Genomic DNA, 12,641 nt, shown 5'->3' on the forward strand with positions numbered 1-12,641 from the left:
CCCGGGGGCGCCGAGTACAACGACCCGGGCTAGCAACAACCATACTCATTTCAGGGGATTCACGAATAATGGTTTCCGCAGACACGAGGCCCACCATCCCGTTCGTCGTAGTCTCGGCATTTGGCTGGTACGTTCGTTGAGGTTCTGTACTGTCAAATCGTTCCTGTGAGCAGATGTCTCGATTCGGCAACGTTCAATGGATAGGCATCATAAGAAGGGACGGTGACTTCAGCGAATGAAGCTGGGCGACGACCCTGATGGGGATCCCACCCGTTTACCCGGGTGTGATGCAATCGAACCGCTCGCTGCTCGCACGACTCAGCAACGAACATCCGGTCGTGATGTTCTCCGCACTAGCGATCGGACTCTCCTGGACGGTGTGGATGAGCACGTTTTCGATAACTACCCCGCGGTCGGGGCTGGGGATCCTCGGGATAGCACTCGGAGCCTTCGGCCCCGGCGCCGCGGGAGCGGTCGTGACGCGCCTCCGTGGTGAATCAGTCCGGGCTTGGCTCGTGACGACTTTCGAGTGGCGACGACCACTCCGCTGGTACGGAGTCGCAATCGCGGTCCCGGTGGTCGGTGCCCTCGGAGTCGCTGTCGTCGTGTTCTCACTCGTGGGGCTTCCCGACAGCGGTTCCCTCGGGCAGCTTGCCCCGTGGTTGCTATTTAATCTAGTGCTGGCGACGCTGTTTACCGGCGGGAACGAGGAGTTCGGGTGGCGGGGGTTCGCGCTCCCACACCTCCAGCGGCGGTTCAGTGCGCTCACCGCGAGTGTTCTCGTCGGTGGCGTCTGGGCACTCTGGCACGTCCCGATGTTTGTCTACGGCGTGTACCAGCTCTCACCGCTTCTATACGCCGTCAGCGTGGTCAGTTTCGCGGTCATTCTCACGTGGTACTACAACGCGTCCGACGGGAGTGTTCTCGGTGCCGTGCTGCTTCACGGAACGATTAACGCCGCGGTGAACGTCCCCGGACGGGCCGTCGGCGGGGCGGCAGCGGTGCCGGTCCCCTACGCTGCGATTCTGGTCGGTGTATTCGGGATCCTCGCTATCCTGTTCGTCATCCGCTACGGTCCCGAAACACTCTCACACAGGGAAGCCGTCCGGCCGCGCTGGACAGCAACACGGTCGGCCGACGGACCCGCGCCCGGTAACGCCTCAAACGGCCGACGTGCGACCGAACCGTCTGACTGACGGAGCGACCGAACCGCGTCGCGTTCGAGGTTCGACGGGTGGGATCAGTCTCGCCGCGGGGTCCACAAGCCGTAGAGAATCAGTCCCAGACCAGCGAGTTCGAAGAACTGGTTGACACCGTTGACGATGGGGCCGGGCACGTCCAGCAACAGAAACAGGACAACCGCTACAGCGCCCGGTACGAACAGCACCAGAACGAATCCGACCGCGATGTACAGCATTGGACGGCTCTGATTCTGTCGGTATGCCGTGTAGGCGATATAACTGATCGCCAGCCCGAAGAGGATAATAATGACCTCGCTGAGCTGACGAACGGTTCGGAGCGTGTCGAGATCGACCGACTGGAGTGTTACATCGAGCATATCAGGTTCCCTCTACGAACTGTGTGAAGCGGTCGGCCATCCGTCCCCGACGTGAGACCGTAATCTCGAAGCCGTCCTCGCTGAGATCGAGTTCGATGCCGTCGAGTTCCGTCCGGTAGAGCTTGTAGTTCTTCCCGTCGGTGACTGGCTGGATGTCCTCAGTGACCAGGTCGTACTCGCGGAGTCATTCGAGTCGCCGGTAGACCGTCGGTTCCGAAACCCCGGCGCGATTGCTGAGCTCTGCCGCCGAGCGAGGCTCCTTCTTCGCCTCGACGAGAATCGTGCGTGCACACTCATCTCCGAGCAAATCTGCGAGCGCTTCGGGATCACGCACGTCGGACAATTTGAGTGATCCATCTGTTGTTTCGCCAATATAGGTTGTGCCGTTCTGTGCTTTCTGTCTGGCTTCAGTCAGAGAAGTCATAAGAAACTACCATCCATATCCGCTCTCACATTTCGAGTACGGATGTCGAACAGACAGACACGCTCACCGACAAGCGTACTCCTCCCGACAGTATCCTGGACTGACGCCTGCGATGAGGTCGCCGCACAGTTGGGGCCCGAAGACGAACTCCTCATCATCCACGACAGCGAGGACGACCCGGTTGCAGGCCGAAACTCGCTCCCGGAGAACGTCCAGTTGATTGCTGCCGGCGACCCTGTCGGGTGTTCTGGGAAAGCAAATGCTATCGCTGCTGGGATAGAGGCCGCCAGCCACGACCGGCTTGTCTGGACCGACGATGACTTTCATCACCCTCCGGACTGGCTTGACCACCTCCGCGAGGATTACGCCGAACACGGCCCGACAACGGAGCTACCGGTATTCATCGGTCAAGATCCGCTTGCAGTCCTATTAGAGCCGATTTATTTTCTTGGTGGCACGCTCGGAACATACATAGGTGACCACGCCTGGGGTGGAGCTGTCATATTTGATCGAGGTGATATTGACGAGGCACGATTCCTCTCGAAACTCCGTCAGACGGTCAGCGACGATGGTCTCCTCGGCGACCACACCGATGTGACTGCAGTTCGGCGCGTACGGAGGATCCCGATGGGGGGAAGTCTTCGGCAAACACTCGAACGACACATCCGGTTTAATAAGATTTTCGCAACGTATGATCCAGTAGCGGCGAAACTCTCCTTTGGTGTGTTGGTTGCGGTTCTCATCGGCTGTGTTCTCTTCCCACCCCTGGCGGTGGGACTAACACTGCTGATAGCCGGTGGTAGCGCTAGCTTCGGGGTTCGACGGGGGTCACTACTGCTGACGGTGCCAGCACTTGTAGCCGCTGTCCCTCTGGGGCTGTATGCTTTCACCCGGGACACATTTGTTTGGGGCGGGCGACGGTACCGTTGGCACTCGAAGTATGCCGTTGAGATACTGACCGAGTAGTGTTCTCTAGGTCAGTTTGATATACAGTTGTGCCAGCCAACGTCACTTGATTCCCTAGCTGTTCGATGGGCGCCTTCTCATCGATAGAGTACAGCATACGCGCCCTGTATACAGCAGAACCTCCGCTATCTAACTGATTTCCATTGATCACGGAGTGATCGATACAGAGGGACGATGCCGGTTATTGAGTCCAACGGGTGGTGGGTCGCACGTCTCGCTGGATGCACTTCCGACAGATGAAGGAAGACTCTGTCAGTAGTTCGGCGCAGGAGACTCGATTCAGGGGTGCAAGCCATAGACGAGACCCGACTTGCGTGCAGTATGAACGTCCGAGAGCGGTCAAGAACTCTCGACGATGCGCCGGTAGGTGCCGTTGACCGACAGCCCCGTGCGTCCGGTGAGATGTGCGTACCACAGCACAAGTACAATGAGGAGAACCCCTGGAAGCAAAATCAATAGTGTATCGATAGTCCCGGCTACCGTTCGCTCGACCGCGAAGAGCTTCGGGTACGGACTGCTAACCCTTCCGACGACCAGTATAACCCAAGCGTTCGACGCGAAGTGGATCCCGATCGGGAGCGCAAGGCTTCCCGTAGCCGCATATGCTGCCACAAAGTACGACACGGAGATAACTGCCTGTAGTGCGCCAAACGCCGGATTCGTGTACTCGGCTGCGACACCGAACGCGTGAGGAAGTCCGAATGCGAGCGCACTTAGTACAATTGCACCCCCCAATGCGCCTGTCGGTGAGACGCTCCGTGCAGCAAGTCCCTCTGCGGCATTTCGGATCAGTAAGCTCCGGAAAACGAACTCCTCCCATACTGCAGTAACCAATACCCCGAACAGGCTTACGCTAGCGACGAGAGCGAGTGACGAAGGTCCCGTCGAAACGCCTCTGACCGTCGTGTCCGTGACTGTGAGCCCGCCCGTTCCGGCCCAGATCACAGTGACAGCACACTGGAATATCACTCCCATTCCAACGCCGGCAGCGAGGTCACGCAACCAGGCGACGTTGACACCGACCCCAACGCCCGACGCGGACCGATCACCCAGTCTGACTGCCACCACGACGGCACCAGCAACTGCGGCGAGATATGGGAGTTTTAGCTCTGTAATGACAGGTGGAACTTCGGTGGCACTGAGAATCGTCTCCCCGAGTACAACGAGTCCGACGAACACCGCCAATGAGGATAGAACCCGCCAAGTTGCCCGAAGTCGCGGGTCCGCTTCCCCATACAGGACCTGCTCAACGACCGTCCGTCGCTCTGTGGTTTCTGCTCCGTCCTCTCGGGTCGTCGATCGCACATTTCCCCCTACTCGTTATAACTGAAAAAAGATACTCCAAGCAAACAGGTTGTCGGCGTGTCGGAGACAGGTCCTCAGTTGCTGAACGTTTTCGGAGACCGTGCGGAGTACAGAGTGTCTATACAGTACATCTAATTTGGATGAACTGGCGTACAACTGCGAAGCATAGAGGGGTCTACCCCTGTCTCGCTGTTACAGACGTATTCTCCCATTTCCGACGAGCGTGACGAGATAATGCCCAAAAAGCTATCATAAAAAAGTTGTTACAGTGTTTCTTTCACGATTTCACAGCCGAATCAGTTGTGAGAGTAGGCGTGCGGATTGAATACCGACTGTGAGGGAGAAAACATATTTGTACTGGTCTGATCAGTCTGTAAGTATGAGCAAAGCCCTCCTCTATCACGGCTCAATGACTGTTTGCGGTGGTATTCTCGGATTCAGAGGTCTGAACAGTGTAATTTCCGGGGAAGTGTCCCTCGTTCCAATACTCCTGTCAATTGGCGGAACTGGGATGGTATTCAGTGCAGTATATGAAGCCGTTCTCTCATCCGATTCGTCTGATTCAATTCCTGACGGCCGAATAGTGTGGTCTACGGTAATGCTGACTCTAATCGCAGTTATGGCTGGGATTTGGTCTGTGATTGCTTAGTACCGGGCGATTAGTGGGTTCTCTCCACTGACCAGACAGTTCTGGACACAACTCAGACGAGGGCTGCTAGTTAAGATATACACTGTTCGGCTGCGTGTCTCTTGTTATACATTTTAGTCCCAATGAAGCAAGTAAAGGAGATAGACGCTTGCACCCGTGATGAGTATACCGACCGCAGCATAGGCTAAAGCCCCCAGGCCGCTTGCGTAGAGTGCTATTTGAATTGCTTGGAGCCCCACGAGAACCGCGAACGCTGCCAGTATCGTCCAAAAGACAGTTGAGATAACTGACCATCCAGCTTTTGACACCTCCTCTCTCACAGTATGGCGAATTTCTGCTTCGGACAGGTTATCGGAGTCAGCCATATCTGATACTGTGTTGTCCATCAATTTATAATTGGCTTGTGTAGCGCGATGAGCGTACTGCTTGTACTGATCGAGACGTGAGTTCCCTGTACTGAACCATCCTTGGCAGTGGATATTCCACCGTGATTCAGCGAACAGCCCTTCGGATATTCCCTGTCTAAACGTCACCTGCTACCCTTGATGTGGACTCTGTATGAGAGAGGCCCAAATGCTGAACAAGACACGTCCCCACGACCAGGACGCCGATAGCTCCCATCAATACGCCCAGCACTGGAGCGATGAAGAACAGTAGTCCGGCGAATCCAAGATCGAGTAAGCCTATCGACACGGGATAGAGTGTCTGCTGCGTCATCTTGTCTTCGTATAGACGTAGAAGGGTGAAAAAGTCGATCAAGGCTCAAAGAGACGCTATACATACTCACTGGGGTTTTCGCGCAATTTTAGCCGTGGACATTCACGTCTGTACGTAATGTGTGGTAATTTACCACACAGATATTAATCGTCAAGATAATTTTAGCGTATGAGGTATCAAGTGAAATGCGATAACTGTGACCTCAGGGAGGAATTACACAAGCACGACGCCTACGGCCGAGCGAAGGAACACGAAAGTCAGCATACATCTCACATGGTTGCTGTCGTCCGACCTCGTGAGTAATCCGGTTCTGTGCCGATTTGTTTTTCCAGGAGATCACTGGTGTATTGCTGATCAAATCAGACGTTCGAGTCTCGGGAATATTGAGTGGTCACAGGCGCGTAGATTTTCAGCTTGTGACTGTTTACTGAGGAGGCCTCATAGGGTGTCATAGAAGAGTTGCCACGGTGTTTATCTCACGAGTTCAAAAACGAATCAGTCGTGAAACTCTGCGTGCGAATCGAACAACGTTGTTTTGAAAGAAGAATCAGCTGGAAATGATAACTAATCATCGGAATTATCTGGATGGGGCAAACTGGATGGTCTATGGCGACTACGAATACGCCGACATCACACCGAGAAGAACTCGGGCTTATCGTCAACTTAGCCGATCGGCAATTCACGATTGCCGCCGTTCTCATTACCATCGGGGTCCCGATTCTTGCGTATCTATCGGGGATCACATCACTGATGTTCTACACCCACGTGGCGCTCGGAGCATTCTGGTTCGGCCTTGATTTCTTTTTTAAGTTTGTTCTCGGCCCATCTCTTGATGCGGCTCCCGATGACGCTGCAAGCGCTGTTAATCACCAACTGGTCCCGAAGATGATCACCTTAGCTGAACCGCTCAGTATCGGTGTCATCGGTTCTGGAATCGGACTCGCTTCGGTATTGGGATACTGGGCGAACCCCACGATTTGGCTATGGGGGTCCCTCGGAATCGGTGTGCTGATGCTGATCGTCGGATTCGGTCCACTCCATATCGTCACGACGAAGATGGCGGTTGAACTCAACAAAGACAGTCCTGACGGTGAGCGAATCAATGCCTTGTTCGGCAAAGCCCAACAGTGGGGCCTGCTCCAGACTGTGTTTATGCTGGCGATCATCGTAATGATGGTTGGGCTCCGTGGCTTGCTCTAACGAACCCCGCTTCGATCCTTTCCCCGTGTACCGGGTAATACGTGAGTTCCCTGTACTGACCGAATCAAACTGCCCCCGGCCCCGATATTACGACTGCCACGTTCGAACCGGATAATCAGCGGACCCGGAAAACCATTAGCGACTGAATATTTCAATAGAGTCTATGATGCCAGTCTTATGCAGTGTTATCGGTTTCAAACCCGGACCAATAAAAAGAACCAGTACAGGACGAAGAGAACGGAAACGCCAAGAAAATACCAAGCCGCGCTATCATCTCCCAATAATGGTGCCGCCACGACTGCAAATGGGATTGAAACGATAGCTGACTGAATGGATTTTATATACTGTTCTGAGATCCCACCGCCGATATCGGACATACTCCGTGGTTTTAGTATCACCTGCTATGCGTTCTGGAAGCGTTGTGTGTGCCAGCCATCACCGTAGGTATTTGTGTGAAAAGCGGTGGTGGCCGATATGAACCGGTTGTATATGTACAACAGCGCGATTGCGGTCATCGGACTATGTCTGTTCGTTCCAGCAGTAGTATCGATCGCTGCTGGTGAGTACAGCATCCCTATACTGCTTTTGACCGTCGGCGGAGGTGGAATGGTCTCCGGCGCGATCTACAGGTCACTTCGGGACGACCACGAAGAATTCAATATCTCTGTCGGATGGCTCCTATTGATGATCGGTCTTGCTTGCCTCAGCGTTTTTGGAACGGTTCTTTCCACACTCTGAGCGGTCTTCAAACAGCACGGGGTGTTCCGATCTGCCGAGGGTGTACATCTACTACATACGAAGCAGGTTGCTGGCTCGCTACGTGCGATGGGCATATCATAGAAAGAGTCGCGTTTGAAACCAATTGCAGACTGGTCGCGAGGAGGAATCCACGCCTCGACGCGCCAGAGCGGTTGTCGGAACAGGCGGTCGTGGGTGAGAACCGCGTCATCGGTGCGGTATTTGGTGCCGGCGAATCCAGAGTTCGGGCGGCGTTTCGCGGAGGTACAGCGAACGCAACAAACACCCTCCAGTCCGGGAGATCCCCGAGTATCATAGAACAACTCAGTGTCATTTATGCCCAACTAAGCTGATCGGTAGATATGGTCTCCACAGACACCAAGATCACCCTCCCGTTCGTCGTGGTCGCGGTACTTGCCTGGTACGTTTCATTAGGGAGCATCGCTACGTGGGTCTCCTGGTTGATCCTTGTCGGGGTCGGTGTTGTTGTCCCGGTACTCATCACAGAACTACGGTCGAGGACGTCCGGACGATGACGCATCTCCGGCGACTGATTACCCATTGGATAGACGGTCTCTCACGGGCCGAATACGCTGTCCTCACTGGTGGATTCGTGGCAGGGTTCTTGTTGCTCGTCGGTGTCCTTCGTCGCGATTCGCTCATCGTCGAAGCGTTAGCTATGGGGGTGTCGATGACAGTATTCTTCTACTGGTTCGGCCTCGGCGACGAACCGTAGCCAGGAACAAGAGCGACACACAGGGTAGGCTCGCTGCGGGAGGCACACTCAGCGACGGAGCAACCACGTCTCATTATAAGAATTGCAGATAGAGCCTCTGAAAATAGTTAAATATGGTTTTGATACTCCAGTTGATCTAATATGAGACACCAGTAAATCAGAGATACGATGGTCCTGGTTTCCGCGTTTAAAGATGGATCCGCCGCTCTCCGAGCGAATCCGATCCTGCTCGTTGCCGGCCTCCTCGTTGGGGCCGGAGGCCAACTGCAGTACCTCGATCAGGTCGTTGACTCACCACTAGTGTCAGCAGGCGCCTCGCTCGGATGGCTAATCGCGTTCCCGTTCGTTCTCGGTGGGTTCATCGAAACGGCCCGCGCTGCGATCGAAGGAACGGACACCTCGATTCACCAGTTCGTCACCACGGCGCGGACACATTACGTCCGACTGCTATCCGCTACAGTGGCGTTCCTACTGATCATCCTCGGAACTGCCGTCGGGGTCGGGATCGTTGGCCTCGTCTTCGGTATCGGATCAATGGCGCTCGCTGCGATCAACGAGATGGCCGCCTTCGTCGGAGGCGTCGTCTCCTTAGTCGTCTGGCTGGTGTCGCTCCTCGTCGTCATTATGTTCGTACAGTTCTACGACGCCGCGATCGTTATTGAGGAACAGAGCGTTACTGATTCGTTCCGGAGAAGTGTCGCGATCGTCCGCTCGAACCTCACAAGCGTTGTTGGCTTCTCGCTCGTGTGGACCCTTCTGGTCAACCTCTTCTTGGTTCCCGAGTATCTCGTCCAGTTGACGGTGACTGACGCCGCGCCTGCTGAGGTATTACCGGTTGACCTCGGGATTCCGACCACGGTCCTGCTCCCGATCGGGATCGGTCTGTCAGCGGTCGGCTTCGCATACTTCTATACGGTATATACGGCGTACTACCTGCGGTTGATCAGTGACGCACCGCTCCCCGCGGATGCGGAATAACCACACACCAACAACTACAAACGACGGCTTCGAACACCTACTGACCGGAATTACTACCGACATACACCAAGCCCTCCACTGTAAGTATGCCACGACTTCTGCCCACACGAACGGACGCCGCTGTCGAACGAAGCGATAACCCTGCCGTCCTGAGTCTCGATGACGACGAAACACGAGACGTGATCGAAGCGTTGTCCTCCGAGACGGCCTACGAGATCTTCCATCTGCTCAACGAGACGCCGGCGACGCCGGCACGGATCGCTGAGCAACTCGACCAGAGTATCCAGAACGTACACTATCATCTGACGAACCTCAAGTCGGCCGGCGTGATCGAAGTCACCGACACGTGCTATTCGGAGAAGGGACGTGAGATGAACGTGTTCGTCGTCTCTGAAGACCCGACGCTGCTCTTCCTCGGCACCGAGGACGACCGGCCGAGCCTCAAACGCGCGTTCAAGTCCTTCGCGTCGCTGCTCGGCCCGCCATCGATCCTCCTTGCCGCCGGCGAATCCATCTCGGAGTTCGTCACTGGCGAATGAGCGAACACACCGATGCAGCAACCCAAAACACTGCCACCGTCGACGGCACGTTGACGTCCGACGTGGCCCCGACGATCAGGGCCCGAGATGACACCAACGGGTGTGGCTGTCTCGAATGTCGAAACATCGAGACCACGACCACGAATCGGACCGTCCTTGACGCGCTCGTGTGGTCTGTTCGCCTGTTTCGATCCTATCCATCGATCGTCGCCTTCGCTGGTGTGATCATCCTCACGAGGCGGCTCCTCGAAGCGGATGCCATCGCCGTACTCCCGACGCCCGCAGTGGGTGTCGTCGAAGGTGTGGTTACGTTCGCGTTCATCATCTCGATTCGTGCCTACGTGGGAACGATCGTGGCCGGAGAACTGACCGATACTCCCGTCACGATACGCGAGGGGCTACATCGAAGCATCGCTCGAACGCCAGCGGTAGTTGGTGTCGTCCTGGTCGTCGTGTTTTCCGTGATGGTGATTCCGTCACTCGTATCTCTGCCACTCTTCGTTGTGGTCGGATTCACTTTGGGCAATCCAGTCGAAATACTTGGTTTTCCCATTGTGGCGGCGGTCGGTGGGGTCGTCTTCGCCGTGCCGTTTCTCTTTTTCCTCTTCAAGTTTTGGTTCGCACCGGAAGCCTGTGTCATCGGGCAGTACGGCCCCATCGAATCACTAATGGTTAGCTGGCGTATCACGACGAACTACCGTGGAAAGTTCGTGCTCATTGCCGTGATCGCGGTTGGAAGTGCGATCAGCATCTATCTGCCAACAGTTCTACCCGAATTAGGTATGGGCCCGACTCTTGTATCACCCATCTTGGATGCGATCTCATCGAGTGCCGGTGAATTGCTTTCGGTCGTTTGGGCAAGCGCGTACGCACACACGTACATCCAAGGCATCGTGTCGTGAACAGAGCCTGTGCTGAGGACTCATACGGATCGTTGTGACAAATTGCCGGCACCGCACGTACGGGTCAACGATGACCGTTGACATCCTCCCCGCGTTGAAGGGCGAGGATTCCAACGTGGGACAGCGAGCCGGTCCCACGTCCCCGTTGGCAACTTCTCGCCTGCCGAACGGGGTCCGGCGAGGCGATACCGGGTTCGTGCGCGATACGTCGGCCCCGCGAGGGGTGTGGCGTATTCGGCGTCCGTTCGGACGCGGTATCCGCTTGCACCGTGTATCCCGTTCGTCTCGGAGAGACGGCGGGGATGCCCACGGTCGCAGGTTTCCCCGCGTCCGGGCACGGGCCGTGCCATCGGCCTGCCTGCCCTTCGTGCCACCGTGGGCAGGCACAATCGAGCGAGGGTCGTTTTTTGCCTGCCGTGTCGCCACGGCCTCGGAGACGCCCTTGCGGGAACGGTGTGGTGGCCTTCGTCGTCCGGGCGGACCCCAATCCAACCGCCAGTTTTTGCCCGTTGTGCTTGCCCACGAATACGCTGTTAGGGGGCTTAATACCGGCGGTTGTGGCGGAGTTATCGGATTCATCCCGCCCTGAAGGGCGAGGCTTTCTCCTCGATTTTCCGTAACCCCTCAGATGCACCAACAAACGAGGATCTCACTGCCGGGATCGAAAATCCAAGTGACAGGAAACGCCGTGGGGTACCCACTACTGGGCTCAACAGCCCGACATAGCTCCGATTTGAGTGCCAGCAGCATCGGAGGGAAGAGGACGGCGATAGGACGCCGGGGCGGCCACAGGCGTCCGGTGATCCCTGATCAGAATTCCGTTCTTCGTGCAACAGTGTGTACTCGGCGTCGTCTACCGACGTGTCGCAGCCCGGGAGGTCACGCGGCCGATGCGCCAGTTCGGGGCTCGGATCGTTCCTGCGCGGTCCGGAGCTGCGTGAACGCCTCGGCGAGGATGCCGAGCAGAAGCAGCGAGAACGGCAGCGTGAGCGTCCCGGATGCGAGCGTCGCGAGCGCCGGCCCCAGCGTCGTGGTGAAGACGGCACTCGTGAGCGCCGACAACACGCCCGGAACGATGGTGATGCCGAGGAAGACGACCACCAGCAGGCCGAACAGTCGGAGCCAGTTCCCCCGTGTCACGTTCCAGCTACTGCGGAACGCTGCGATGAAGCTCTGGTCTTCGGCCGCGATGTAGAGCAGCGTGAAAATGAACGCAACGTAAGCAATGATCCCCGGCACAACGAACAGGATCGAGCCGACGAAGATGGCGAGGCCGAACGCGAGCGAACCGATGATCGAGTTGACGAGCACGTACGGGATATTGCGGGTGTAGAACTCCGCCGGAATCGTCCGTGTGTGGCCGCCGACGAACGTCCGGATCGCGACGATCGTGAGATACTGCAACAGCACCAACGCGACCACCGCTCCGCCGGCCGACACGACAAGCGGGAGATCGACAGTTGGGAGCGCGGATGCGCCGCCCTGGGCGGCGGACTGCCCAACTGCCGCCACAACTGCACTGTACAACAGGACCTGCCAGGCCGCACCGACGAACACGTACGCCAGCGCTAACAGCAGGCCGTTTCGGTTGAGACACCGACCGATACCGCCGGTCAGCGACGATCGTATCTGGAGGGACATTTCGTCTCAGTTCCGTCTTACACGGGTGGAAATATAGGTACGCTGGATGATTCAAACCGGATTTTACCCTTCGGTGCGGCTTCGGTTCCCGTTCGGTTAACATCCGCTGAACTGCCGCGTTGATGTCGAACGAGGGTCGCTCAGAGTCAGACTTGGCAGCGTTCGCTGTGCTCCTTCAGCTCCCCCGGAGGGCCGCTCCAGAGTATCACGGCCGAGAGACCACCCACGCGAGGCCTCTAGGGAAGACTGATATCGGCGTGTGAGTCTCCGGTAGTATCTCAACCCCAC

At 56.6% G+C, this 12,641-nt stretch carries 15 protein-coding genes; 10 read left to right on the forward strand and 5 right to left on the reverse strand.

Annotated elements, in window-relative coordinates; translation table 11 throughout:
• The first annotated feature begins 287 nt into the window (after positions 1-287).
• Positions 288-1,196 carry a CPBP family intramembrane glutamic endopeptidase gene (locus BLU74_RS11235; RefSeq protein WP_089767379.1) on the forward strand — a complete coding sequence of 303 codons (909 nt, stop codon included), beginning with the start codon at positions 288-290 and terminating at the stop codon, positions 1,194-1,196.
• A gap of 44 nt (positions 1,197-1,240) precedes the next feature.
• Here the strand turns inward: BLU74_RS11235 and BLU74_RS11240 are convergent, their stop codons facing one another.
• Positions 1,241-1,558, reverse strand: a complete 318-nt coding sequence (locus BLU74_RS11240; RefSeq protein WP_089767380.1) for a DUF7521 family protein — start codon at positions 1,556-1,558, stop codon at positions 1,241-1,243.
• A 184-nt stretch (positions 1,559-1,742) separates the two neighbouring features.
• Positions 1,743-1,982: an ArsR/SmtB family transcription factor gene (locus BLU74_RS19325; protein ID WP_245705781.1), complete on the reverse strand. Its 240-nt coding sequence runs from the start codon at positions 1,980-1,982 to the stop codon at positions 1,743-1,745.
• Between the two features lie 42 nt (positions 1,983-2,024).
• Here BLU74_RS19325 and BLU74_RS11250 point away from each other — a divergent pair, with 42 nt between their 5' ends.
• A complete protein-coding gene (locus tag BLU74_RS11250; protein ID WP_089767381.1) occupies positions 2,025-2,948 on the forward strand; it encodes a glycosyltransferase in 924 nt (307 codons plus the stop codon).
• Positions 2,949-3,287: 339 nt separating this feature from the next.
• On the opposite strand, the gene BLU74_RS11255 is transcribed toward BLU74_RS11250, so the two are convergent.
• A complete protein-coding gene (locus BLU74_RS11255) occupies positions 3,288-4,253 on the reverse strand; it encodes a CPBP family intramembrane glutamic endopeptidase (RefSeq protein ID WP_139175736.1) in 966 nt (321 codons plus the stop codon).
• Positions 4,254-4,632: 379 nt separating this feature from the next.
• Here BLU74_RS11255 and BLU74_RS11260 point away from each other — a divergent pair, with 379 nt between their 5' ends.
• On the forward strand, positions 4,633-4,902 hold the full coding sequence (locus BLU74_RS11260; protein ID WP_245705782.1) for a hypothetical protein: 270 nt from the start codon (positions 4,633-4,635) through the stop codon (positions 4,900-4,902).
• Between the two features lie 113 nt (positions 4,903-5,015).
• On the opposite strand, the gene BLU74_RS11265 is transcribed toward BLU74_RS11260, so the two are convergent.
• Positions 5,016-5,267, reverse strand: coding sequence for a hypothetical protein (locus tag BLU74_RS11265; RefSeq protein ID WP_089767473.1), 252 nt, complete (start codon positions 5,265-5,267; stop codon positions 5,016-5,018).
• Between the two features lie 958 nt (positions 5,268-6,225).
• Here BLU74_RS11265 and BLU74_RS11275 point away from each other — a divergent pair.
• The 7 genes from BLU74_RS11275 to BLU74_RS11300 all read left to right on the forward strand — a co-directional run bounded on the left by BLU74_RS11275 (position 6,226) and on the right by BLU74_RS11300 (position 10,712).
• On the forward strand, positions 6,226-6,819 hold the full coding sequence (locus BLU74_RS11275; RefSeq protein WP_089767385.1) for a hypothetical protein: 594 nt from the start codon (positions 6,226-6,228) through the stop codon (positions 6,817-6,819).
• Positions 6,820-7,293: 474 nt separating this feature from the next.
• Entirely contained in the window at positions 7,294-7,557 is a 264-nt protein-coding gene (locus tag BLU74_RS11280; RefSeq protein WP_089767386.1) for a hypothetical protein, read from the forward strand.
• A 362-nt stretch (positions 7,558-7,919) separates the two neighbouring features.
• Positions 7,920-8,093, forward strand: coding sequence for a DUF7987 family protein (locus tag BLU74_RS18950; RefSeq protein ID WP_175454624.1), 174 nt, complete (start codon positions 7,920-7,922; stop codon positions 8,091-8,093).
• Positions 8,094-8,170: 77 nt separating this feature from the next.
• Positions 8,171-8,293 (forward strand): hypothetical protein, encoded by a 123-nt coding sequence (locus BLU74_RS19495; protein WP_281241846.1) that lies wholly within the window; start codon positions 8,171-8,173, stop codon positions 8,291-8,293.
• Between the two features lie 168 nt (positions 8,294-8,461).
• Complete coding sequence (locus tag BLU74_RS11290; RefSeq protein WP_089767388.1) at positions 8,462-9,271, forward strand: DUF7847 domain-containing protein; 810 nt, start codon at positions 8,462-8,464, stop codon at positions 9,269-9,271.
• A gap of 86 nt (positions 9,272-9,357) precedes the next feature.
• Complete coding sequence (locus BLU74_RS11295) at positions 9,358-9,810, forward strand: ArsR/SmtB family transcription factor (protein WP_089767389.1); 453 nt, start codon at positions 9,358-9,360, stop codon at positions 9,808-9,810.
• On the forward strand, positions 9,807-10,712 hold the full coding sequence (locus tag BLU74_RS11300) for a DUF7847 domain-containing protein (RefSeq protein WP_245705783.1): 906 nt from the start codon (positions 9,807-9,809) through the stop codon (positions 10,710-10,712). The genes BLU74_RS11295 and BLU74_RS11300 overlap by 4 nt, the downstream gene beginning before the upstream one ends.
• A gap of 879 nt (positions 10,713-11,591) precedes the next feature.
• Here BLU74_RS11300 and BLU74_RS11305 read toward each other — a convergent pair.
• Entirely contained in the window at positions 11,592-12,353 is a 762-nt protein-coding gene (locus BLU74_RS11305) for a DUF7847 domain-containing protein (RefSeq protein ID WP_245705784.1), read from the reverse strand.
• Positions 12,354-12,641 lie beyond the last annotated feature (288 nt).

Origin of the sequence: Halobellus clavatus (assembly GCF_900107195.1) — an archaeon.
Lineage (GTDB): Archaea > Halobacteriota > Halobacteria > Halobacteriales > Haloferacaceae > Haloquadratum > Haloquadratum clavatum.